This is a genomic window from Mycobacterium sp. DL440 (assembly GCF_011745145.1).
Classification (GTDB): domain Bacteria; phylum Actinomycetota; class Actinomycetes; order Mycobacteriales; family Mycobacteriaceae; genus Mycobacterium.
Genome location: NZ_CP050191.1, coordinates 6195746 through 6220344, shown reverse-complemented (window position 1 = coordinate 6220344; position 24599 = coordinate 6195746). Strand labels below are relative to the sequence as shown.

Annotated in this window: 15 protein-coding genes; 10 read left to right on the top strand and 5 right to left on the bottom strand. The window is 69.1% G+C overall.

Annotated features, from left to right (window positions below; genetic code table 11):
• Positions 1 to 256 precede the first annotated feature (256 nt).
• A complete protein-coding gene (locus tag HBE63_RS31800) occupies positions 257 to 8347 on the top strand; it encodes a hypothetical protein (RefSeq protein ID WP_208301255.1) in 8091 nt (2696 codons plus the stop codon).
• 62 nt (positions 8348 to 8409) lie between these two features.
• Here HBE63_RS31800 and HBE63_RS30275 read toward each other — a convergent pair whose 3' ends face one another.
• Both HBE63_RS30275 and HBE63_RS30270 read right to left on the bottom strand, forming a co-directional pair.
• Complete coding sequence (locus HBE63_RS30275) at positions 8410 to 9219, bottom strand: sulfotransferase (protein ID WP_166908875.1); 810 nt, start codon at positions 9217 to 9219, stop codon at positions 8410 to 8412.
• A complete protein-coding gene (locus tag HBE63_RS30270; RefSeq protein ID WP_166908873.1) occupies positions 9216 to 9767 on the bottom strand; it encodes a TetR/AcrR family transcriptional regulator in 552 nt (183 codons plus the stop codon). Before HBE63_RS30270 ends, HBE63_RS30275 begins: the two co-directional genes overlap by 4 nt.
• Positions 9768 to 9890: 123 nt before the next feature.
• Between HBE63_RS30270 and HBE63_RS30265 the strand changes: the two genes are divergently transcribed.
• The 4 genes from HBE63_RS30265 (at position 9891) to HBE63_RS30250 (ending at position 15539) form a co-directional block, all read left to right on the top strand.
• Positions 9891 to 10814, top strand: a complete 924-nt coding sequence (locus HBE63_RS30265; RefSeq protein ID WP_166908871.1) for an SDR family NAD(P)-dependent oxidoreductase — start codon at positions 9891 to 9893, stop codon at positions 10812 to 10814.
• Positions 10815 to 10917: 103 nt separating this feature from the next.
• Positions 10918 to 11424 (top strand): cupin domain-containing protein, encoded by a 507-nt coding sequence (locus HBE63_RS30260; RefSeq protein ID WP_166908869.1) that lies wholly within the window; start codon positions 10918 to 10920, stop codon positions 11422 to 11424.
• An 83-nt stretch (positions 11425 to 11507) separates the two neighbouring features.
• Entirely contained in the window at positions 11508 to 13214 is a 1707-nt protein-coding gene (locus HBE63_RS30255) for a DEAD/DEAH box helicase (RefSeq protein WP_166908867.1), read from the top strand.
• 117 nt (positions 13215 to 13331) lie between these two features.
• Positions 13332 to 15539 (top strand): DUF1214 domain-containing protein, encoded by a 2208-nt coding sequence (locus HBE63_RS30250; RefSeq protein WP_166908866.1) that lies wholly within the window; start codon positions 13332 to 13334, stop codon positions 15537 to 15539.
• Between the two features lie 110 nt (positions 15540 to 15649).
• Here HBE63_RS30250 and HBE63_RS30245 read toward each other — a convergent pair whose 3' ends face one another.
• From HBE63_RS30245 to HBE63_RS30235, 3 genes are all read right to left on the bottom strand, one after another.
• Positions 15650 to 16465, bottom strand: coding sequence for an HAD-IIA family hydrolase (locus tag HBE63_RS30245; protein ID WP_166908864.1), 816 nt, complete (start codon positions 16463 to 16465; stop codon positions 15650 to 15652).
• A gap of 25 nt (positions 16466 to 16490) precedes the next feature.
• Positions 16491 to 17921, bottom strand: coding sequence for a PH domain-containing protein (locus HBE63_RS30240; RefSeq protein WP_166910415.1), 1431 nt, complete (start codon positions 17919 to 17921; stop codon positions 16491 to 16493).
• Between the two features lie 80 nt (positions 17922 to 18001).
• Complete coding sequence (locus tag HBE63_RS30235) at positions 18002 to 18502, bottom strand: PH domain-containing protein (protein WP_166908861.1); 501 nt, start codon at positions 18500 to 18502, stop codon at positions 18002 to 18004.
• A gap of 61 nt (positions 18503 to 18563) precedes the next feature.
• On the opposite strand from HBE63_RS30235, the gene HBE63_RS30230 reads away from it, so the two are divergent.
• The 5 genes from HBE63_RS30230 to HBE63_RS30210 are packed head-to-tail and all read left to right on the top strand — an operon-like array spanning position 18564 to position 24516.
• Positions 18564 to 19487: an SDR family NAD(P)-dependent oxidoreductase gene (locus HBE63_RS30230; protein WP_166908859.1), complete on the top strand. Its 924-nt coding sequence runs from the start codon at positions 18564 to 18566 to the stop codon at positions 19485 to 19487.
• Between the two features lie 2 nt (positions 19488 to 19489).
• Positions 19490 to 20677 (top strand): gephyrin-like molybdotransferase Glp, encoded by a 1188-nt coding sequence (gene glp, locus HBE63_RS30225; protein WP_166908857.1) that lies wholly within the window; start codon positions 19490 to 19492, stop codon positions 20675 to 20677.
• A 35-nt stretch (positions 20678 to 20712) separates the two neighbouring features.
• Positions 20713 to 21414 (top strand): phosphatidylserine decarboxylase, encoded by a 702-nt coding sequence (locus tag HBE63_RS30220; protein WP_166908855.1) that lies wholly within the window; start codon positions 20713 to 20715, stop codon positions 21412 to 21414.
• Positions 21411 to 22292, top strand: coding sequence for a CDP-diacylglycerol--serine O-phosphatidyltransferase (gene pssA / locus HBE63_RS30215; protein ID WP_243858380.1), 882 nt, complete (start codon positions 21411 to 21413; stop codon positions 22290 to 22292). The genes HBE63_RS30220 and pssA overlap by 4 nt, the downstream gene beginning before the upstream one ends.
• A gap of 1 nt (position 22293) precedes the next feature.
• Positions 22294 to 24516, top strand: a complete 2223-nt coding sequence (locus HBE63_RS30210; protein WP_166908853.1) for an AAA family ATPase — start codon at positions 22294 to 22296, stop codon at positions 24514 to 24516.
• The last annotated feature ends 83 nt before the right edge of the window (positions 24517 to 24599 follow it).

Here is a 24599-nt window from a genome sequence, read left to right as displayed (position 1 = left end):
AGAGGGAACGCCTTCGGGATCAAGAGATCTCATTACCGAAACTTCACCAGTGACCAGCGGGTGACCTCTCGGCCTCTTTTTATTAACGAAATCGTCAATATTTGCACCGGGGACAGGGAGAATCGTGGGGAAGCACAGCATTGCGCGAGGTCATGGTCGGCGGAATCCGGTTGCGACGGCAGGACTGGCAAGCGTGGCGTTGGCCGGTGCCGGCGTCATGCTCCTGTTGGGGCCGGATTCACCCACGATGCGGTCGGTGACCGCGGATGTGAAACTCGTCAACACCGAGGGCTCGTCCAACGGTGACTCCTCCAACGGCGGCACCTCCGACGCCGGGAAGACCTCCGACAACGCTGGCACCCAGAAGCAGAAACCCAAGGTCAAGAGGCCAGGGCACTTCGGCACGACGAACACTTCCGATGCCGCTGGAACCACCGACGACAAGTCCAAAGCGGACAAACCACAGCTCCCGAGCGTCAAGAAGGTGCAGGAACGCCTGCGCGAGCGCGCCGCCGAGGTGAACAAGACCTTGGATGGCGCCAAGAAGACCCTGAACGACATTGCCGAGAACGCCGGACTCAAACCCCCCAACCCCAACGCCGACGCGGGCACCAACGCCGATGCGGTCACGAACACCGACGACGCCAAAGAAGCTCGCGACTCGCGGCGAGGCCACGGGTCGACATTCCTGGAGTCCGACGCGGTCGACTCGCTGAACTCCGCGCTGAAGCCGCGGTCAGGGCGCAACCTCGTCAACGGGCTGCCGGAAAACCTGGCCTCCAACCACCGCAACAGCAAACTGTCTGAGCGAGTCACAGCGGCGCTGGCGAACCCCGTCACCAATGACAAGCAGCCCGACACCGACGTGTTCGGTGTTCAGGGAGATTCCGGCCCCGTCGTCCAGCGGCCGACCGCGTTCGTGGCACCGGCCCCGCCAGCGGCTGCACCCGTCGAGGTCAGTCCGATCAGCGGGCTGTTGTCCGCGGTCACTCTGGGCTCCATCCTGGCTCCCAACGCCCCGACGGAACCTGCCGACACACCCGCCATTTGGGCAGTGATGGCCTGGGTGCGTCGCCAGTCGGCGTACACCGTAGACCAGACCACCCAGTTGGCCCCCAACGTCCAACCGTCCGCTCTCAGCGGCCAAGCGCGGACCCTGAGTTCTGCGGCACCGGCTGTGTCGACGCTGGCGGGTCCGTCAACACTCGACGCGGCGGGCATCGTCAACTGGCTGGTGTATCAGCCCATACACAGTGTGGGACAACAGTTTTGGGTCGTCAGTCCGATCGGCTCCCAGATCGGCGGCGCAATCAACCAAATATCCGGGCAGTACCTGATCGGTAACGGCACCGACGGCACCGCTGCCAACCCTGACGGCGGTGACGCCGGTATGTGGTTCGGCGACGGCGGCGACGGTTACGACGGTGTGGCCACCGGGGCGGCCGGCGGTGACGGCGGCGATGCCGGCTGGTTCGGCGATGGCGGCGAGGGCGGCGACGGCTGGGCAGGCCTCGATGGCGGCGACGGCGGCGACGGCGGTTCGTTCATGGGCATCGGTGGCAACGGCGGCAAGGGCGGTGCAGCCGGCGACGGCCTCGCCGCCGGGAACGGCGGAGACGGCGGAGACGCGTCCGGCGGGCTCTTCGGCATCGCCGGTGACGGCGGGCGAGGCGGCGACGGTCTCGCCGGTACCACCGGAGCGGCCGGCGACTGGAACGTCGACTACGGCAACGGGTATGGCAACGGTCAGGACGGCGGCGACGGCGGTGCCGGCGGTAACGGCGGCGATGGCGGGGACGCCACCGGATTCTTCTTCACCCGCGGCGGTGACGGCGGCGACGGCGGCCAGAGCGGCACCGGAGGACTCGGCGGCGCGGGCGCCACGGGCGACGCCGCCACGAATCACTACGACGGTGGCGACGGCGGTAAGGGCGGCGCGTCCGGCGTCAGCGCCGGAATCGGTGGCGCAGCCGGGACCGGCGGTGCCGGCGGGCTCTTCGGATTCCTCAGTAGCGACGGTGTCGCCGGTACGTCCGGTGCATTCAGCGGTGTCGCCGGTGACGGTGGCCGCGGTGGCGACGGTGTCGGTGGCGGTATTGCGTTGGTCGCCGGGCACGGCGGCCGTGGCGGCGACGGCGGGGATGGTCCGATCGCCGGAACTGGCGGCGCCGGTGGTACCGGCGGGAACGGCGAGACCCGCATCGATTCCCTGTCCGCCCAGGCCGGCGGCGACGGCGGCCAGGGTGGCACGGGTGGCTTGAGCACGGTCGTCGGTGGCGCCGACGGCAATGGCGGATCCGGTGGGTCCGGTGGCTTCGGCGCCGCCTTCGGTGCCGGCGCCACCGGTGGTCCCGGCGGCGTCGGAGGTGCCGGCGCCGCGGGCACTGTCAGTGACCCCGGTTATGGCGGTGGCGGCGGCGGCGGTGGCGGTGGCGCGATCGTCGATGGTGATCACGGCGGCAACGTCAGCGGCGGCACCTCCACGGGTGGTCGCGGCGGCAAGGGCGGCGACGGAACGACTTCTGCTGCCGGCGGCACCGGCGGCACCGGTGGGGCCGCCACCGTTTGGGCCGACGGCGCGAACACCAGCGCGACAGGCAACGCCCGTGGCGGCGCGGGTGGCGACTCCATCGGCACCGGCACCGGCGGCGACGGCGGTGCAGGCCTGATTCAGGCCACCGGTGCCACGAGCACCGCCGACGGTAACGCGACCGGTGGGGCCGGTGGCGACGGCGTCAACGGCGGCCTGGGCGGCGACGGCGGGCGCGGCGTCATCTCAGCCGGCTACGGCACCCCCGACCACCCCGGAACCGCCAACGGCGCCGCACTGGGCGGTGCCGGCGGATCCGGCACCGGTTCGGGTAGCACCGGCGGCGTCGGCGGAAACGCCTTCGTGGTTGCCGCCAGCGGATACGGAAACGACGCCTCAGCCAGCGGCACGGCCACCGGCGGCGCCGGTGGCAACGGCTCCACCGGCGGACACGGCGGTGCCGGCGGCACCGGACTGGTCGATGCCGGCATCGGCGGCGACTACAGCGGCGGCACCGTCGTCGACGGCACGGGCACCGGCGGCGCCGGCGGCAACGGCTTCGATGGCGGCACCGGTGGAAAGGGTGGGAAGGGCGGCGTCTTCGGCGAGTACGGCAGCCTCGTCCACGGCACCAGCGCGACCGGCGGTAAGGGTGGCAACAGCGGCACCGGCGTCGGCAACGGCAAGGGGGGCGACGGCGGCTACGGCTACGCCCTGTCCTCCGTCGATCTCTCCGGCGGCAGCGTCACCGGCGGCGCCGGCGGCTTGGGCGGCAACGGCGGCACCGACGGCGCGCTCGGCGGGGCCGGCGGTAACGGTGGTAACGCGCACCTTTGGGTGGGCACCGACAACACCGTCCGCGGCGGGGCGGGCGGAGGCGGAGGCGCCGGCGGTGCCGGCCTGGGCCACAACGGTGGCGCGGGCGGCAACGGCGGCTACGCGACCATCACCGGCTATGTTCCCGCCGACGGGGTCACTGACAGCGGTGCCACCGGCGGACAGGGTGGCGAAGGCGGCGACGGCACCGCGACCGCCGCGGGCGGCAAGGGCGGCGACGGTGGCACCGCCACGCTCAATGCGAACGGGTCCGGCAGCTCCATCGACGAATCGTCTGCGACCGGCGGCGCGGGCGGCGACTCCATCCGCACCGGCACCGGCGGCGTGGGTGGCGACGCCCTCGTCTACGTAAACCTGGGTGGAGAGGTGACCGACGCGAGTGCCACGGGCGGCGCGGGCGGATCGGGTACCGATGGCGGCACCGGCGGCAAGGGCGGCTACTCCGAGGTCAGCTCGGGTCTGCAGGGTGGTAGCGGCGGCACCGCTTCGGGCGTCGCCACGGGCGGTGCGGGCGGCGACGCCGCCGGTCCCGGCGGCACCGGCGGTAACGGCGGCAGCGGCAACATCCAGGCCAGCTTCGTCAGAACCGGTATCGGCGGAAATGACGGGTCGGCCAGTGGGACCGCGACCGGCGGTTCCGGCGGCGATGCCACCGGCGGCGGCCACGGCGGAATCGGCGGAACAGGCAGTGTCGTCGCGGGCGGCACCGGTTCTGTGGCCGATGGCGACGCCTTCGGTGGCAACGGCGGCGACGGTGTCGCCGGCGGCACCGGTGGCAACGGCAGCGCCGGCCAGGTCGGCGCCTTCGCCGAAGGCGCGCAGGCCAGCGGCACCGCACGCAGCGGCGACGGTGGTGACGGCACCGGTAGCGGCAGTATCGGCGGCAACGGCACCATCGGCAACATCCAGGCATTCGGGATAAACAGCGAGGCCAGCGGTACCGCCACCGGCGGTGACGGCGGCGCGGCAACCAACGGTGGCCACGGCGGCACCGGTGGCCAGGGCCGCATCGTCGCCAATGCCACCGACAGCACTGCCACCAACAGCACTGCAACCGCCGGCGACGGTGGTGACGCCAACAGCGTCGGTGCAACCGGCGCACTCGGTGGGCAGGCCTATGTGTTCGCCGGAACCTTCGGTGTCCCCGCCAGCGGCGGCCACATCGACGGCAGCACCGCCATCGGCGGCGACGCCGTCAACGGGCAGGGTGGAATCGGCACGGTCGAGGCGATCAACGGCACCATCACCCACAGCAGCGCCACCGGTGCCGACGGTCGTTCCGGCGGTCTGGGCGGTTACGCCACGGTGAGCGCCACCAACGGCGGCAGCATCTCCGACAGCCACGCGACCGGCGGCACCAACAGCGACACCGCGGTCGGTGGCACGGCCACCATCACCGCTGACGGCGCCAACAGCATCGTGAGCGATACCGACGCCACCGGCGGCAACGCAGGACTCGGTGACGCCCTTGGCGGCACTGGCGGCAACGGTGGCGCGGCCACCGTGACCGCGAGCAACGGCGGCGGTGTCAGCGACGCGACCGCCACCGGCGGCAAGGGCGGCAACGGCACCACCGGCGGACACGGCGGCACCGGCGGTGACGGCATCGTTTCGGCCACGTCTTCCGGCACGGGCGCCAGCGGCACCGGCGCCGGTGGCGCCGGTGGGAACGGCAGCAACGGTGGTACCGGCGGAGCCGGCGGCATCGGTGGAGTTGTCGCCCAGCGGACCGGCAGCACGGCCAGCGGTTCAGGTATCGGCGGGGCCGGCGGGGACGCCGACGCTGCCGGCAGCACCGGCGGTAAGGGTGGCGACGGCTGGATCCAGACCGGGCTCTACGCCGGCCTCGGCGACAACAGCAAGGCCGACGGGTACGCCCGCGGCGGTGCCGGCGGCGATGCCCTCACCGGTGGACACGGCGGCGCCGGTGGGTTCGCCACCGTGATCACCACCGGAAATTCCTCCACCGCAAGCGGTTCCGCGTACGGCGGTGCCGGCGGCGACGGCTCCGCGGGCGGTACCGGCGGCGGCGGAGCGCGGGCGCAGATCGTGTCCAAGGGCAACGGATCCAAAGCTGGCGGCACGGCCACCGCCGGAGACGGCGGGACCGGCATCGTCAACACGGGCGGCAACGGCGGTCAGGCCATCATCAGCGCGGGGCAGAGCTCCGGCACCGGTGGCGCCAACAGCACCACCCAGGGCACCGCGACCGGCGGTGACGGCGGCACCGGCCAGAACGGTGTCAACGGCGGCTCCGGAGGCGGAGGCACCATCACAGCCAGAGGCCTCAACGACTCCATCACCGGCAGCACCGCGACCGGTGGTGACGGCATCACTGGGGCCAATGGCAACAACGCGTCGCTCAACACCAGCCTGGGCACGATCACGGACAGCTCCGCGACCGCAGGCAACGACACCGCCGGAGCCGTCGGCGGTGGTGCCAGCATTGATGTCACCGGTGGTTCGACCGGTGCGGTCACCAACACCCACGTCACCGGCGGCGACGCCGGGACCGGCGGGGGCGGTGGAAACGCATCGGCGACCGTCACGGGCGGAGCCAAGATCATCAACAGCTCCGCGACCGGCGGCCACGGTGGCGACAGTGCCGTAGGCGGCAATGCCACCCTCACGGCAGCCGGTACCGGAACCATCATCACCGACAGTCATGCGACCGGTGGCGACGCGGGCACCGGCGGCAACGGTGGTGCGGCTTCGATCCTGGCCACCGCTACCGGCACAGTCGATTCCAGCACCGTGACCGGTGGAAACGGATCTGACACCGCCGATGGTGGCGCGGCCAGCATCACCGCCGGCGGAACCCTTCCCACCCTGGCCCCCAACGGAACAGTCACCCGCCTCGGTGGCGACGTCACCGACGCCACTGTCAAAGGTGGCAACGCCGGCTTCGGCGACGCTCTGGGTGGGGTCGGTGGCGACGGTGGCGCCGCCGAGGTCGTATCCCAACTCGACGGGAACGTCACCGACGCCCAAGTCACAGGCGGCGACGGCGGCACCGGCCTCCAGGGCGGCCAGGGCGGCACCGGCGGTAAAGCCGAAATGTGGACGCTGTACCAAACCAACGACCACACCGCCCACGCCGGCGGCAACGTCACCGGCGAGGTCCGCGGCGGCAACGGCGGCAAGGGCACCGGCATCAATAGTGTTGGTGGAGAAGGGGGTTCAGCACGTATGGCCACCGGCTCCTACTACCAGGACGGCGGCTCAGCCGCGGGCACGGTCATCGGCGGCGACGGCGGCAACGCCACCACCTCCACGACCGGCAACGTCGGCGGCACCGGCGCCGACGGCGGCGGCGCCCGCATCTACGCCGCCGGCAACGGCGCCACCGTCGACCCGGCCAGCGAGGTCCGCGGCGGCAATGGCGGCGACGGACGGCTCGGCGGTACCGGCGGCGGCCACATCTTCTACGCCCAGGTCGCTGCCTTCGGTGAGAATGCCCACGCCGGCGGCACCGCCATCAACGGTGACGGCGGCGACGGCACCGGGATCGGCTCCACCGGCGGTATCGGTGGCGACGCACAAATCCGCGCGGATGCGCAGAACGGCGGCGGTGGCGATGTCACCGGCACCGCCCACGGCGGTGACGGCGGCGACGGCACCACGGTCGCTGGAGTCGGCTACACCGGCGGCGCCGGTGGAACCGGCCGGATCAGCGCCGGTGGGTACGGCAGCATCATCACCAATGGTGAAGCCACCGGCGGTGACGGCGGCAACAGCGCCAACGGCCTCAACGGCGGCGCCGGAGGTGAAGGCCGCATCGGCCATACCAGCAACGGCCCCGACGCGGCAGACACCGGCATCACCATCACCAACAGCACCGCAACCGGCGGAAACGCCAACGGCAGCGCCACCGGCGGCGCAGCAGTAGTGCAGGCCTACAACGGCGCCACCGTCACCAACACCTTGGCCACGGGCGGCAACGCCGGGCTCGGTGACGCCAATGGCGGCATCGGCGGCAACGGCGGTGCGGCCGCCGTCAGCGCCACCAACGGGGGCAGTGTCGTCACCGGCGTGGTCGATGGCGGAGACGGCGGATACGGCGACGGTGCGGGCAGCACGGGTGGCAACGGCGGCAACGCCGACCTGTGGGCACTGACCGGCGGAAAGGTCGGATATCTGACCGACGGCACCGCCAGCCCCACGTTCTCCACCGGCGGCCAGGGCGGCAACGCGAATGGCGGCGGCACCGGCGGTAACGGCAGTTTTGCGACGATCAACGCCCAGAACGGTGGCACCGCGTCCGGCACGGCCACCGGTGGCGACGGCGGCAACGCAACCGGCACCGGCAACCAGGGCGGCCTGGGTGGGTCCGCGAATATCAGCGCCGGCCGCGACAACATCCAGATCAGTGGGCCCAGCGGGACCATCACGGTTCCGTCGGGTGACAATGCCAATGCCCAGGCCACCGCGGTGGGCGGCAACGGCGGTTCCGCGACCGGTACCTCCGGTTCCAGGGGCGGCAACGGAAGCCGGGTGGCGATCAACTCCGCGGGTCAGAATGCGAACGTGTCCGGCAGCGAGATCATCGGCGGGGACGGCGGCAACGGCGTCGACGGCGGCAAGGGCGGTAACGGCGGCGGCGGCGCTGCCGGTAGCCCGACGCAGTTCTCGTCGATCTCGGCTCTCGGCGAAAACGCCACGGCCACCAATAGCAAGGCCCACACCGGCCGGGGTGGTGACGGCTCCAACGGCGGCACCGGCGGCGCGGGGGGTTACCTGCAGACGGGTTCGTACAACAGCGATCCGGCCAACTTCCCGGGCGGCTTTACCTACAACCACAACACCGTCGTTGCCGGCAACGGTGGCAGCGGTACCAATAGCGGGAACACCGGAGGCAACGGCGGAACCTGGACCCAAGGATCGGTCGACCCCGTCGACGGTGCCGCTACCGCACACCCGGGTTACAACCCTGTAGCGGACCAGGACGTCACCCTCGACGACGGAGCCGACAACCCGTAGTCGACGGCACTCAAGCAGAGGCCCCGCACACCTGGTGTGCGGGGCCTTTGCTTCTCGGTCAACTACACGACGCGCAGGCCGTCCGGAACCTTGCCCGGGTCCCGCCAGAACGCATCGTGGACAAAGCGATTGAACAGATCCGGCGGCAGCACGGTCTCACGCGGTTCGGCTTTCACCTCACCCCGCACAGTGTGCAGCCCGGGCGTCCCGGCCCGTTGGTCGAACTCGGTGACGTCGTAATCGACACGGCCGAAGTCGTGTTCGAAAACCGGCTCGCCGATGAATTCGTAGATGGCGTGCATGACCTTGGCGGGCTCGGTGGTCAAGGTCTCGTACTGCACCACCAGCAGGCGGTCGCGTTGGGCGCCGAAGCACGCCTGCTTGAGTGCGTCGTAGGGGCCGCCGACCATACCGTCTTGTGCGGCAACGTCATTGGCCCTCGTGTAGACGGTGCCGCCGGGGCTGTAGTTGAAGATCGACGACGGGCTGAACACGTTGCGCTGCACCAGGCGTTCGATGCTGTCGATCACCCACGGTAGATCACGCACGCAGGCAATGACTTTCGCATCCGGGAACAGCTGTGCGATCGCCGGCATCCGCGCGCACCAGCCACGGTTCGTGTCGAAGACCACCTCGGCGACACAGTCGGAGTAGTAGCTGTCGAACAACCCGCGCAGGATGCGCTCCCGCTTGGCGTCGTCGAGGAACACCGAAAACTCGTTGCGTGCGCTCATCTGGGCGACCAAGGCGTCGAACAAGCCCGCCAAGGGTCCCGACATCCCGGCCTGAAAGCGCGGGTTCTGTCGCAGCAGCGCCGCCAGGAGCGTCGACCCCGATCGCGGTAGACCCGAGATGAAATGAAGTGCGGTCACCGTTTTCCTTCCGCCCGCAGTCCGTCGAACACCACCGAAGTGACCCGCTCGGCCACGTCCGCGTTGTAACTCTGCATGGCCTGGCAGCCGACCAGAATTGCCTTCACGTCCGCGACCGTCACGTCGTCTCGCGCCGTACCCGAGCATTGCGCTGCGGTCAGCAGATCACCGAGGACGGCGAGGTATTCGCCCTCGGCCTCGGGAACCACGGCGTTGACGTCGATGCCCGATCCGGCCAGTGCGTCGACCAGGCCGCGGTCGGCGACGCCCCATTGCAGCACCATCGACCGCAGGAACGTGAACATCGCCTCGGCCGGATCGGCCTCGGCAAGCAGGGTCCGCCCCTCCTCGACGACGCCGCGGATGCGTTCGGCGATAACGGCCTGGAACAACGCGTCTTTGGTCGGGAAGTGGCGGTAGACGGTGCCTGCGCCGACGCCGGCCCGGCGGGCGATCTCGTCGATGGGCACGGACAGTCCATCGGCCGCGAAGGTGTCGTAAGCGACCTCGAGCACCCGGGCACGGTTCCGCGCCGCATCCGCACGCATTCTTCATCACCTCACACAACCGTCGATAAACGCAGACACACCATTGACAAAGCGGGGCGCGCGTTCCGTATAGTCGAACGCAACCGGAGTATCCACTCCGCTTAGCCTCACGAGGAGTCTCCCATGACCAAGTGGACCACCGCCAAGATTCCGGACCAATCGGGCCGCACGGCCGTCATCACCGGCGCCAACACCGGACTCGGGCTCGAGACCGCCAGGGCCCTGGCCGCCAAGGGAGCCCACGTCGTACTCGCCGTCCGCAACCTGGACAAAGGAGAGGCCGCCGTCGAGTGGATCTCACGGTCGGTGCCGGACGCCGACCTGGAGCTGCAGCGCCTCGACCTGGGATCGCTGGCGTCAGTACGCGAAGCGGCCGACGAGCTCAGAGAGAAGCACGAGCGCATCGACCTGCTGATCAACAACGCCGGTGTGATGTACCCGCCGAAGGAGACCACCGCCGACGGGTTCGAGCTGCAGTTCGGCACCAACCATCTTGGCCACTTCGCGCTCACCGGTCTGCTGCTGGATCGCCTGCTGCCGGTGACGGGTTCGCGCGTCGTGACGGTCAGCAGCATCGGCCACCGCATCAACGCCACGATCCACTTCGACGACCTGCAGTGGGAGCGGCGCTACAGCCGGGTCGGCGCCTATGGCCAGTCCAAGTTGGCCAACCTGCTGTTCACCTACGAGCTGCAGCGCCGGCTCACCGGCGAGAAGACCACTGCCCTGGCCGCCCACCCGGGCGGTTCGGATACCGAGCTGATGCGCCACCTGCCTGGCGCCCTGCAACGAGCCATCCCGTTGCTCAAGCCGCTCTTTCAGGACGCCGCGGCCGGCGCCCTGCCGACGTTGCGTGCGGCGACGGATCCGGGCGCGCTGGGCGGGCAGTACTTCGGCCCCGACGGCCCCGGCGGGTCACGCGGCTACCCCAAGGTGGTGCCGTCCAGCGACCAGTCGCATGACTTTGAGCTGCAGCGCCGGTTGTGGACGGTGTCCGAGGAGCTGACCGGTGTGACGTACCCCGCCTTGCAGGACTCGCGGGCCTGAATTCCCGTCGCCACTTTCGACACCAAGGCTGCTGCGGCGCGGCGCGAACAACCCTGGCGTCGATCTCGGCACCAACAGCCGCGTCGCGACTAGGCTGGCCCCCGTGTCGCTCTGGGACCCCAAGAATGTGCCGCCCTATCCCCCGGCCCGCTACACGAAGGACGACCCGGAGGTCAGCGCGTGGGTCAGGCGCGGGGACGAGCCGTCCGATTACGACTCCTTCGGATTGGTGAAGTACCACTACCTCGCCAATCAACAGCAGACCAATGGGGACTACGGTCTGTACCGCGTCGACATCAGCCCACAGGCCGGCGGCCCCGGTCCGCATTTTCACCGGGGCATGTCCGAGGCCTTCTTCGTCCTGTCAGGCACCGTCAAGCTCTACGACGGGAACGACTGGACGGACAGTAACCAGGGCGATTTCCTGTATGTCCCACCGGGCGGGATCCACGGTTTCCGCAATGAGGCCGATGCGCCGACGTCGTTGCTGATGCTGTTTGCTCCCGGCGCGCCGCGGGAGGCCTATTTCGAGGGGCTCGCCCAGCTGGCCGACCTCACCGACACCGAACGCGCCGAGTGGTTCGTCAAGAACGACAACCACTTCGTCTAGCGACACGCCCGGCATTCTCCTGCAGAGATGCGCCAACGGAACGCGCTGGCCTAGACTGCTTTCCGACGGAGAGGAGTCCCAGGGTGCGGGCTGAAGCAGCGCCCAGCACCCAGGCACTTCGGGGCTGGCAGCGCAAGGCGCTGGTGAAGTATTTGACCGCCAAACCGCGGGACTACCTGGCCGTCGCCACCCCTGGCGCGGGGAAGACGACGTTTGCGCTGCGGATCGCGGCCGAACTGCTCAACGACCGCACGGTCGACGCGATCACCGTGGTGGTGCCGACCGAGCACCTCAAGATCCAGTGGGCGCAGGCGGCGGCACGTAACGGCATCGCACTGGATCCGAAGTTCAGCAACTCCGACTCCCAGACCTCGGCCGAGTACCACGGCGTCGTCGTCACCTATGCCCAGGTCGCCAGCCACCCCACCCGGCACCGGGTGCGCACCGAGAACCGCAGGACGCTCGTCATCTTCGATGAGATCCACCACGGCGGTGACGCGAAGAGTTGGGGCGACGCGATGCGCGAAGCCTTCGATGACGCGACACGGCGCCTCTCCCTGACCGGTACCCCGTTCCGCAGCGACGACAGCCCGATCCCGTTCGTCAACTACGAGCCCGACGAGGCCGGGTTCCAGCGCTCGCAGGCCGACCACGTGTACGGCTATTCCGACGCGCTGGCCGACGGCGTGGTCCGGCCCGTGGTGTTCCTGGCGTATTCGGGTGAGGCCCGCTGGCGTGACAGTGCCGGCGAGGAGCACGCGGCGCGCCTCGGCGAGCCGCTGACCGCCGAGCACACCGCACGGGCCTGGCGCACCGCGCTGAACCCGACGGGCGAGTGGATGCCAGCGGTCATCGCGGCCGCCGACAAGCGGTTGCAGCAGAAGCGTCAGCATGTGCCCGACGCCGGCGGCATGATCATCGCCACCAACCAGACCACCGCCCGCTCCTACGCCGATCTGCTCACCAAGATCACCGGCGAGGTGCCCACCGTGGTGCTCTCCGACGATCCCGGCGCCTCGGACCGGATCAGCCGGTTCTCGGAAGGCACCAGCCGCTGGCTGGTCGCGGTCCGCATGGTGTCCGAGGGCGTCGACGTGCCACGACTCTCGGTCGGCGTGTACGCGACGAGCGCGTCCACCCCCTTGTTCTTCGCGCAGGCCATCGGCCGGTTCGTGCGGTCGCGCCGCGCCGGTGAGACCGCCAGCATCTTCCTGCCTTCGGTACCGAATCTGTTGCTGCTGGCCAGCGAGATGGAAGCCCAGCGCAACCATGTGCTGGGCAAGCCGCACCGGGAATCCGACGGGCTGGATGACGAGGCGCTCGAAGCTGCCGAGAAGCGCAAGGACGAGAAGAGCGAGCTGGAGAACGGCTTCGAGTCCCTGGGCGCCGACGCCGAACTGGACCAGGTCATCTTCGACGGCTCGTCGTTCGGCACGGCGGCGGCGGCCGGCAGTGACGAGGAAGCCGACTATCTCGGCATCCCCGGCCTGCTCGACGCCTCACAGATGCGAGATCTGTTGCGGCGCAGGCAGGATGCGCAGATCACCAAACGCACGGCCGAGGCCGCGGTATCGGGCGGTCCGCCGCCCCCGCGCACCACGCACGGCCAGTTGCGGGAATTGCGTCGTGAACTCAACGCGTTGGTGACCATCACCCATCACCGCACCGGTAAGCCGCACGGTTGGATCCACAACGAGCTGCGACGCATCTGCGGCGGGCCTCCGGTGGCCGCCGCGACCACCGATCAGTTGAAGGCACGCATCGAAGCCATAAGGGATCTGAAGGCCTGACGGCCGCCCCGCACAACAAAAAATCAGAGTCCCCCAAACTCCCCCGAGATTCAACTGGAACTTGTTACAGTCGGCCAATTGCGTTCTGTTGCAGCCAGAACAGTTGGGGGAGAGGCTATGCCGACGACGTCCGATACCGCTGGAGGCGCACGATTCATCGGGCGGGTGGGCGCGCTCGCCGTTGCCCTGGGCATCGGGGTGGCGGCGGTCAACGGCACCGCGATCGCATCCGCGGAGACCGGTGGTTCGGACTCGTCGGGGACGCATTCAAAAACAGCGGACGGCCCGAAGACCAATAGCTCGACCCCGAAGAAGGGTCCCCGGAAGCCGTCCTTGGCAGGCCCGCAGAAGCTGTCCAAACGAGTCAGCGACGTGACCGCCAAAGTGGAGTCCGCGCTCGGTAGCTCCAAGGCCGGCGAACGCCGATCGCCGGCCGCATCGCCCGACCGGAAATCTGACAACAAGGACGGCAAGGCAGCCGTCGAAACCGCAGTCGACAACGCGCGGCAGTCGGTGTCGCGGGCAATCACCAAAACAACTGACGCACCCCGCAATCGGCGGGCCACGCTGGACAGCCGCCCACCGGCCGCCGAGGCTGATACCGCCGCTCCCCTGGAAACGCTCACAGTCGTCACCAAGAGGGTGGCGAAAGACGTTGTGGATCACCTCATTCCGGAGTCGACACCCCGCACCCAGGCTCCGACGCCACAGGCCATTCCGGAGATGGTGGCGGCGGTGACGCAACGGCTCAAGCCACGTCTCCCGGAATCGCCGGTAAGCCCGATCCAGGACCTCGGCCTGGCCGCGATGCTGGGCTGGTCACGCCGTGATGGCCGGCAGGGGCTCGTCCCCATCGGACGCGTCACCACACCGGAAGCGACGTCGCAGGTGACCTCCGAAGCGACCACGGAGGCAACGAGCACGCTGGCCACCGAGGACCAGCTTGCGGCCGAACAACAGGTCGGCCAGATCGTCAACACACCGTTCGTCCAGTTGGCCAAGGTGGTCCTGATGGCGGCCTGGTACGTCGAGGCGGCCAAGAACTTCGCCACGGTCGGTGGCCCCGACTTCACGAACCTCTCGCAGCTCAACCAGGCCGCGACCGAGTTCGCCAACCAATCGGCAACCGAGTTCCTGCTACTGAATTCGAACGATCCCAAGCTGCTGCTGCAGGTCAACCCGCCACACAGTTGGAACGGGCAGGACGCCGGCGGCACCCGGATCTGGTACGACAACCCCGACACCGTCTACCGCTTCACCGGCATCAACGGCGCCTCGACCTACCACATCGAGGGCAAGGTCGCGGGGTATGACCCGGCCGACCCGAGCACCCACCCCACTTCTGCCAACACCAATTTCAGTGTGCTCACCGGAATCAACGGGGTCACCGCCGCCAACCTCAACGGCGAGGACCTCAGCATCAGGGACGACGGGACCTTCACCATCGTGGTGAGTCCCGACGGGGCGCCGGCCAATGCCGAGAAGGGCATGAACTACATTCAGGCCCCGGCCAACTCGACCATCCTCGCCACCCGAAACACCCTGGGGGACTGGAACACCGAGACTCCCATGACGCTGACCATCGAGAAGACCGCCGGGCCGCCCAGCAGTTTGTTCAGCCAGATCGGCGGGTTCGCCATCCCGGTCATCGGCGAAACGGTGGTGAAGAACCCGCTACTGATGAGCCTGGTGTCGATCGTCCCGGCATTCGACAAGGCACCGCTGCTGTTGTCGTCCGCCGAGACGGCCATCCTGATGCTGGTCACCGGAATCAACGGCGAGAACACCTACATGTCCGTGGCAACCGCCACCGGCCAGCCCAACGTGCTGTCCCAGCCACAGCACAACGCGCAGTTCCTCTCCACCCAGTTGCAGAGCGCCGGCTACTTCCAGCTCAAGGACGACGAGGCGATGGTCATCACCGTCGATCCCGGTGATGCGGAGTACTTCGTGGTGCCGGTGACCAACGACTGGACCATCACCGGCGACACCCGCAATCAGCAGACCAGCCTGAACAACAGCCAGGCCATCAAGAACGCGGACGGCACGTACACCATCGTGGTGTCCAAAAGCGACCCCGGCGTGGCGAATTGGGTGTCCACCGGCGGCCTGAATCAGGGCACCATCTCCATGCGTTTCCAGGGCGTGGACCCGGATGCCACGAACATGCCGACGGTGACGACGCGAGTAGTGAAGGCGTCGGAGGTCGCGGGCATCGTCAACGACCCGAGTGATCCCAACTACAACCCCGAGCAGCTCGACTACGACCGCGCGCAGCAGATCGCCGACCGCCAGGCCGGGTACGACCGCCGCTACACGGTGTAGGAGCGCGTTTCAGTCGGACGCCTGCGCGCCGATTTCTACCTGGGGGTCGTGCCCGTCGAAAAACCACGACCCAGTGTCGAAAACGGTGCGGCGGGCCGGGCCCCAGATGCCTACAGGCCCAACAACTCGGGCAGATCCGCCACCGAGTCGATGACATGGTTGGGTTGCATCGTGAATTCGTCTGCGGCCCAACGTTCCAACGTGGCCTGGCGGAACTTTCCGGTGCGCACCAGCACCCCGGCCATCCCCACCACCTGGGCGGCCAGCACGTCGTTGTTGAGGTCGTCGCCGATCATGTACATCTCCTCGGGGTCGACGCCGAGGCGGTTGGCTGCGGCCAAAAACCCTTCCGGAGCAGGCTTGCCGACGGCCGTGGCCTTGCGGCCCGAGGTCTCCTCCATGCCGGCCAGATACATGCCGGTGTCGACCCGCAGTCCGTCGGTGGTGTTCCAGGCGGTGCTGCGGTGCATCGCCACGACCGGCACACCCTGGGCCATCCAGTCGTACACCCAGCTGAGCGTGAGGTGGTTGTACTCCGGCCCGGCCCCGCCGAGCAGCACCACGTCAGGGGTTTCGGGTGCGGCAGGCCCGGTGAATTCACTCGAATACACCACGTCGACGCCGGGCATGTCCTCACCGATCTGCCCGCTGTTGACCAGAAAACATCGGGCGCCCGGATACCGGTCCCGCACGTACTCGGCGGTCAGGGCCGCCGCGGTGATCACCTCGTCAGCCGCCACGTCCATACCGGCGGCGGTCAGCAGGTCGGCGATCTGCGCGCGGGTACGGGTGGTGGTGTTCGTCAGATAGGACCGGGCGATCTGCTGCTCGGCCAATATCCGCAGCGTCTGCGCCGCACCGTCAATGGGCTGCCAGGAGGTCACCAGCACACCATCGATGTCGAACAGCACTCCACCGATAGCCATGCAGCGACAGTAAACGTCCGCGAATTCAGCGCAACTCGGGGCCTGCCGGACCGACTGCCCACCCGTTGTCGGCCACCCATGGCGAGGCGGCCGCCGCCACGGACCACGCTCGTGTCGCCGGGATGTCGAGCACGGCATAGCGCTTCTCCCCCGCAGCGGTCGCTGCGATCAGGGTGGCCACGCCGGCGCGGCGCTGAAAGAACGTCTGCCGCACCGTCCATCCGATGATCCCGGCAGCATCCAGGTGATCGCGGCGCCGCTCCAGGCTGCCGGAGCGGGCGACCAGCCAGCCGTCGCGCACCAGATGTCCGAGGGACCGGGCCCGGTCCATGGCGAGGAGACCGGCGCACCCGACCAACAACATCCACAGCACCCACGTCCACACCGGCACCCCGAGCACCAGCAACACCGCGGCCGCCAGCACGGGCAGCGTCATTGCACGGGTCCAGCGTCGCCGCACGGCCGCCGGACCGTGGGCGACCAGCGGTGCGTCGACGGCACCAGGACTCGCGATCAACTCTGTCAGCACTCCCCTGGCGGTGCCGGCGGGACACGGTGGCAGCAACAGTGAGGCCTCCCCTTCGCCGCCGACGCCGGTCATCACCGCATCCAGGCGGGCGCCACCGAAGGCCCGTACCAGCAGCGGCTCACGCAGTGTTCCGCCGCGGAGCCGCCGCATGTCGTAGGTGTGCTCGCGCAGTCGCAGCAGACCGTGTTGCAGGTGCAGCGCTCCTCCCCGTCCAGGAATGTCCCTGCGGGTCAGCACCAGGTTCCCGTACGTGAGCAACGACCTCAGCACCGACAACACCACCGAGGCCAGCACCACCATCACGACGCCGACCACCACGCTGACCAGGATTCCGAAGTGTTCGGCCACCGCGATCCCGGACTGCGCAAGCTCTGAGTTCCGCAGCGCGGCACCGGCACTGGCTTGGTAGATCACTCCGGCCGCGGCCGCGATCATGGCCAGACCGGTGAAACTCAGGGGGCTGTAGCGCAGCCAAGACGGCTGCCAGCGGGCCAGCTCGCGTCCTGCCGGTGCCTCGGCGACGGGTACGGCATCGGCAAGCAGGATCGCCCGCAGCCGGGGCACCTGCTGCGCCTCCACCGCGTCCAAGGCGAATTCGGTGTCGCCCTTGGCTTCCTGACCGGTGCTGATCCGCAGGACGGTCAGTCCGAGCAACCGGTGCAACAGCCGGGCATCGGTCGATACGGATCGAATCCGGTTGCGCGGCACCGACAACGTTTTGCGTTGCAGCAGCCCGGTGCGCAGTTGCACCTCGTCCAGCTCGATGCGGTAGCTGGTGGTGAACCACCGTGCCAGACCGACGGCGATGGTGAGCACGATCGCCGCGATCGTCCAACCCTGGTTCCCGGTCGCCGAGCCCAGCACCACCGCGCCGATCAGCAGCGGAATCTGTTGCAGCACTTCATGTACCGGGTGGACCACCAGCATCCGCGGGCTCAGCCGCTGCCACTGCCGCTGGATGGCCGGCTCGGCCGGCGGCGGCCCGATGGCCGGCTCAGCCGGCGGCGTCACGTGGCGTCCTGTTCGCCGATCGCCGCGATGTCGGTCAACTGCGCCACCACGCGCTCGGCCACGTCGTCATCGAGTGCCACGATCCGCACGGCCCCGGCCGAGGACGCCGTCGTCACCGTCACGTTGGCCAGCCCGAACAGCCGATCCAGCGGGCCCCGGTAGGTGTCCACGGTCTGCACGCGCGAGATCGGTGCGATCCGCCGTTCCTGCACCAGCCACCCCGTGCGGGTGTACACCGCGGGCGTCCCGGAGCCGATGTTGATGTCCCACCGGTGGACCCGGTAGCGCCACATCGGGACAACGACGACAAACAGCGCCGCGCCCAGCACCGTGACAGCCGCGACCGCAACGTGCACCCACAGCATCCGCTGGTCGATCGCGAACCAGATCACCTGTGCCAGGATCAGAACCGCCCATGGAATGGCCGCGCTCAAGGCCCACACCAGCGGAGCCTTACGGCTGGGTGGATTCGCGGGATCGACCAGCAGAGTGCGCATGTTCCCAGACTGCTATGGCGCCGGGGTGCCGTCCAGCACCCGCGTTCCGTATGTTCAACCCATGAGCGCCAATTCCAAGTGGACCGAGGCCGACGTCCCCGATCAGTCCGGCCGGATCGCGATCGTCACCGGCTCCAACACCGGGCTGGGCTATGAGACCGCCCGTGTGCTCGCCGCCCGGGGCGCGCACGTCGTTGTCGCGGTACGCAACCTGGACAAGGGCCGCGAGGCCGTCGACCGGATCACCGCCGCCGTGCCGACGGCGGATCTCAGGGTGCAGCAGCTGGATGTGGGTTCGCTGGAGTCGGTCCGTACCGCTGCTGATGAACTCAGGACCGCCTACCCGCGCATCGACCTGCTGATCAACAACGCCGGGGTGATGTACCCGCCCAAACAGACCACCGTCGACGGCTTCGAATTGCAGTTCGGCACCAACCATCTCGGCGCGTTCGCGCTGACGGGCCTGCTGCTGGATCACCTGCTGCCGGTCGACGGGTCACGCGTCGTCGCGGTCGCCAGCGTCGCACACCGCATCCAGGCGGCCATCCACTTCGACGACCTGCAGTGGGAGCGCAGCTACAACCGCGTCGCCGCCTACGGACAATCCAAGCTGTCGAACCTGCTGTTCACCTACGAGCTTCAGCGGCGTCTGGCCGCCAAGAACGAGCCGACCATCGCGGTGGCCGCCCACCCCGGCCTGTCCAACACCGAACTCATGCGCCACATCCCGGGAACCGGCCTGCCCGGTTACAACCAGCTCGCGGGCCTGTTCACCAACAGCCCCGCCAAGGGGGCGCTGGCCACGTTGCGGGCCGCCACCGCTCCCGATGTTCGTGGCGGCCAGTACTACGGCCCATCCGGTTTCCGCGAGATGGTCGGCAATCCGAAGCTCGTGACCTCCAGCAAGCAGTCCCACGACGAGGACCTGCAGCGCCGGCTCTGGACCGTGTCCGAAGAGCTCACCGGCGTCAGCTTCCCGGTGTGATCATGCGGACCGTCGAAGAACACCAGAAGGTCGTGGCCGGACTGATCAAAGCCCGCGCCCCACAAGATCTTCCGCTGAACGACACACTCGGACTGACGTTGGCCGCCGATGTCGTCGCCCCGCTGTCGCTGCCCGGCTTCGACAACTCCGCGATGGACGGCTACGCGGTTGTCGCCGACGATGTCGCCGCCGCCACCGAGGACAGGCCAGTGCTTCTGCCGGTCGCCGAGGACATCCCGGCCGGCCGCACCGACCTGCTGACGCTGCAGCCCGGGACCGCACATCGCATCATGACCGGGGCGCCGCTGCCGTCGGGTGCCACCGCGGTGGTTCCGGTCGAGGCCACCGACGGCGCGACGGACACCGTGACGATCCGTGCGGCGTCCCGGGAGGGTCAGCACATCCGCCGCGCCGGCGAGGACGTCACCGCGGGCACCGCCGTGCTGCGTGCCGGTCAGGTGATCACCCCGGCCGCGCTCGGGCTGGCCGCGGCACTCGGACTGGCCACCCTGCCCGTGGTGCCGCCGCAGCGCGTCATGGTGATGTCCACCGGCACCGAACTGGTGGCCCCGGGCACCGAACTGCAGCCGGGGCAGATCTATGAGTCGAATGCGGTGATGCTGGCCGCGGCAGTCCGCGATGCCGGCGCGCAGGCGACCATCGCCCCGATGTCCGCCGACGACGTCGACGCCTTCCGCGCCGCGCTGGCTGAGCACGGCACCGACGCGGATCTGATCATCACCACCGGTGGGGTCAGCGCCGGTGCATACGAGGTGGTCAAAGACTCGTTGTCGGATCAGGTCGAGTTCGTCAAAGTCGCGATGCAGCCCGGCATGCCGCAGGGCGCGGGCACGGTCGACGGTGTTCCGATCATCACGCTGCCCGGCAACCCGGTCAGCGCGCTGGTGTCCTTCGAGGTGTTCGTCCGCTCGCCGCTGCGTGCCGCGATGGGCCTCACCGAACCGGATCGGCCACGGCGCACCGCGCAGCTGACCGAGGATCTGACCTCGCCGCGCGGAAAACGGCAGTTCCGGCGGGGTGTGCTGACCGGGGACTCGGTCAGCAGCTACGGTCCCCCGGCCTCGCATCACCTTCGCTGGCTCGCTTCGGCGAACTGCCTGTTGGAGATCGCCGAGGACATCGCCGAACTCTCGGCCGGGTCGACTGTTCCCGTGTGGGACCTGACCTAGCAATTCCGACACCGCCCGCACGTAGAATCCTCCCGATGGCCAGACGCCCCGACCTCCAGCAGTCCGGACCAGAACGCCTCGTGGCGCTGGTGCGATCCAGTGTTCCGCCGATGCATTCGGCGGGATTACCGTTCGTCGGCGCCAGCCTCGCCGTAGCGGCCTTGGGCCGCAAGCGCCGCTGGGTACGCCGGGCCGGCCTGCTGGCCGCCGGCGCGAACGCCGCGTTCTTCCGCCACCCGGCCCGGGTGGCGCCCACCCGCCCCGGCGTGGTGGTCGCCCCCGCAGACGGGCTGGTGTGCCTGATCGAAGAGGCGGTGCCGCCGGCGGAGTTGGGGTTGCCCGCCACCCCGCTGCCCCGGGTCAGCATCTTCCTGTCGGTGCTCGACGCGCACGTGCAGCGCGCCCCGATCGGCGGTGACGTCGTCGCCGTCCAGCACCGCCCCGGGCGTTTCCACTCGGCCGAGCTCGAAGCCGCCAGCGAGCACAACGAACGCAACAGCGTCGTCATCCGCACCCCCGAGGGCACCGAGGTGATCGCCGTGCAGATCGCCGGTCTGATCGCCCGGCGCATCGTGTGCAACGCCCATGTCGGCGACAAGCTCGCCATCGGTGAGACGTACGGCCTGATCCGGTATGGCTCCCGGCTGGACACCTACCTTCCTGCTGGTTCGAAACTGCTCGTCACTCGGGGTCAGCGGACGCTGGCCGGAGAAACCGTCCTGGCGGAGTTGCCATGATCAAGCCGCGCATGAGGCCCCCGTCGTTGATCAAGGGCCGCATGAAGCCACCGCCGTTCTCCGTGCGAATGCTGCCGAGCGCGATGACGGTGGCCGCGATCTGTCTGGGCCTGTCGGCGATCAAGATGGCGCTCGACAACCGGCCCACCGAGTCGATGGCGTTTCTGGCGGTCGCGGCGATCCTCGATGCACTGGATGGCCGGGTCGCCCGGATGCTCAACGCCACCTCCAAGATGGGCGAGGAGATCGATTCGCTCGCCGATGCGGTGAATTTCGGTGTGGCACCGGCGCTCATCATCTATGGCACCATGCTTTCGCATTCGCGCATCGGGTGGATCGTGGTGCTGCTGTACGCGGTGTGCATCGTGTTGCGGTTGGCGCGGTTCAACGCGCTGCTCGACGTGGATCAGCCCGCGTACGAGAAGGAGTACTTCGTCGGCATGCCCGCCCCGGCGGGCGCCATCGGCGCGATCGGTCTGCTGGCCGCCAAGATGCAGTTCGGCGAAGGGTGGTGGACCAGCGAGTGGGCGGTGTCGATCTGGATCATCGGTGTCTCGCTCCTGGTGGTCAGCCGGATCCCGATGCGCAAGATCCACACCTTCGCGGTGCCGCCGAACATGGTGGCGCCCTTGCTCGCACTGGTCGCCATCGGTGTGGCTGCGTCGGTGTTCTACGGCTACATCGTGATCATGGTGATCATCGTGGCCTACGTGATCCACATCCCGTTCGCGATACGCACCAAGAAGTGGGTGGCCAGCCACCCCGAATCCTGGGACGACAAGCCGCAGCAGCGCCGCGCCACCCGACGCGCGATTCGCCGGGCCCAGCCGCACCGGCGGTCCATGGCGCGACTGGGGCTGCGGAAGCCGGGGCGCTGACGTGTCGCAGCTCGAGGCCGAAGAAGATCAACCGCTCGGGCATCTGCGCCTGACCGCACGGCTGAACACCGCCGCACTCGACTCGCGCCGTGGGGTGGTCCGGCTGCATCCCGAAGCGATCGCCGCCCTAGGGATCCGCGAGTGGGACGCGGTGTCACTGACCGGATCCCGTACTACTGCCGCCGTCATCGGCCTGGCCCCCGGCGGTACCCCGACCGGTACCGCCCTGCTCGACGACGTGACGCTGTCCAATGCCGGGGTGCGGGAGAACGCCACCGTGATCGTGGCGCCGGTGACGGTGTACGGCGCCCGGGCGGTCACGGTGACCGGGTCCAAACTGGCGACCGATTCGATCTCGTCGGCGACGCTGCGCCAGGCGCTGCTGGGCAAGGTGATGACGGTCGGCGACACGGTGTCGCTGCTGCCCCGTGATCTGGGGCCAGGCACCTCGACGTCGCAGGCCACCGCGGCGCTGGGCTCGTCGGTGGGCATCACCTGGACCTCGGAACTGCTGACGGTGACCGGGATCGATCCGGCCGGACCTGTGAGTATTCAACCGAATTCGGTGGTGTCCTGGGGGTCGGGCCTCGAAGGTGTGGGGTCTGGGCCGTCGGATTCCACCGGCGCGCACACGATCAGCCCCGCCCGGGCCGAGCCTGCGGTCAGCTTCGATGATCTCAAGGGATCTCATACCCAGGCCGGCAAGCTCGCCGAATGGCTCAAGCTTTCACTCGACGAACCCCAGCTTCTCGAAACCCTAGGTGCCACACCGAATCTCGGCGTCCTGGTGTCCGGTCCCGCCGGTGTCGGCAAGGCCACCATGGTGCGGACCGTGTGTACCGAGCGGCGGTTGGTGGAGCTCGACGGTCCGGAAGTGGGGGCGCTGGCCGCCGACGACCGGTTCAGCCGGGTGTCCGACGCGGTCGCTTCCGTGCGCGACGGCGGCGGGGTGCTGCTGATCTCCGATGTCGACGCGCTGCTGCCGGCCGCCGCCACCGACCGGGCTCCCGAGCCGGTCGCCGCTCTGATCATCGGCGAACTGCGTGATGCCGTCGCCACCCGGGGCGTGGCGTTCGTCGCGACGTCGGCGATGCCCATCGGGGTGGATCCCCGGCTGCGGGCACCGGATCTGTGTGACCGCGAGCTCGCCCTGACCCTGCCCGATGCCGCCACCCGCAAGGCACTGTTGGAGGTGCTGCTGCGCGGCGTTCCGTCCGCCGAGCTGAACCTCGGCGAAATTTCTGACCGTACACCGGGTTTCGTGGTCGCCGACCTGGCGGCCCTGGTCCGCGAGGGCGCGTTGCGGGCAGCCTCGCGAGCCAGCGCTGACGGCAACGAGCCGGTGCTGTGGCAGGAGGACCTGACCGGAGCCCTGACCGTGATCCGGCCGTTGTCGCGGTCCGCATCGCAGGAGGTGTCGGTCGGCTCCGTCACGCTCGACGACGTCGGCGACATGGTCGAGACCAAACAGGCACTCACCGAGGCGGTGTTGTGGCCGCTGCAGCACCCGGACACGTTCCAGCGCCTCGGCGTGGAGCCCCCACGTGGTGTGCTGCTGTACGGTCCGCCCGGTTGCGGCAAGACCTTCGTGGTGCGGGCCCTGGCCAGCTCGGGGAAGCTCTCTGTGCACGCGGTCAAAGGTGCTGAGCTGATGGACAAGTGGGTCGGCTCGTCGGAGAAGGCCGTGCGCGAGCTGTTCGCCCGCGCCAGGGATTCGGCACCGTCACTGGTCTTTCTCGATGAGATCGACGCGCTGGCTCCGCGACGCGGGCAGAGCTTCGATTCCGGGGTGACCGACCGCGTGGTGGCGGCCCTGCTGACCGAACTCGACGGCATCGAACCGATGCGCGACGTGGTGGTGCTGGGTGCGACCAACCGTCCCGACCTCATCGACCCCGCGCTGCTGCGGCCGGGCCGGCTGGAGCGGCTCGTGTTCGTCGAACCGCCCGACGCCGACGCCCGTCGCGAGATCCTGCGGACCAGCGGCAAATCCATTCCCCTGGCTCCGGACGTCGATCTCGATGCCCTGGCTTCCGCGTTGGACGGCTACAGCGCGGCCGACTGTGTGGCGCTGCTGCGGGAGGCGGCCTTGACGGCGATGCGCAGGTCGATCGATGCGGCCGATGTCACTGCCGCTGATGTCGCCAAAGCTCGCGAGACCGTGCGGCCGTCACTGGATGCGGCACAAGTCGCCACTTTGCGGGACTTCGCCGCCGGTCGCTGAGATTCTTTGGCTGACCGCCAGGTTTCGCGCCTGTTCACCGACGTTTGCCGTCAGGTCGCCCCGCCGCGAGTCACACCTGCCCC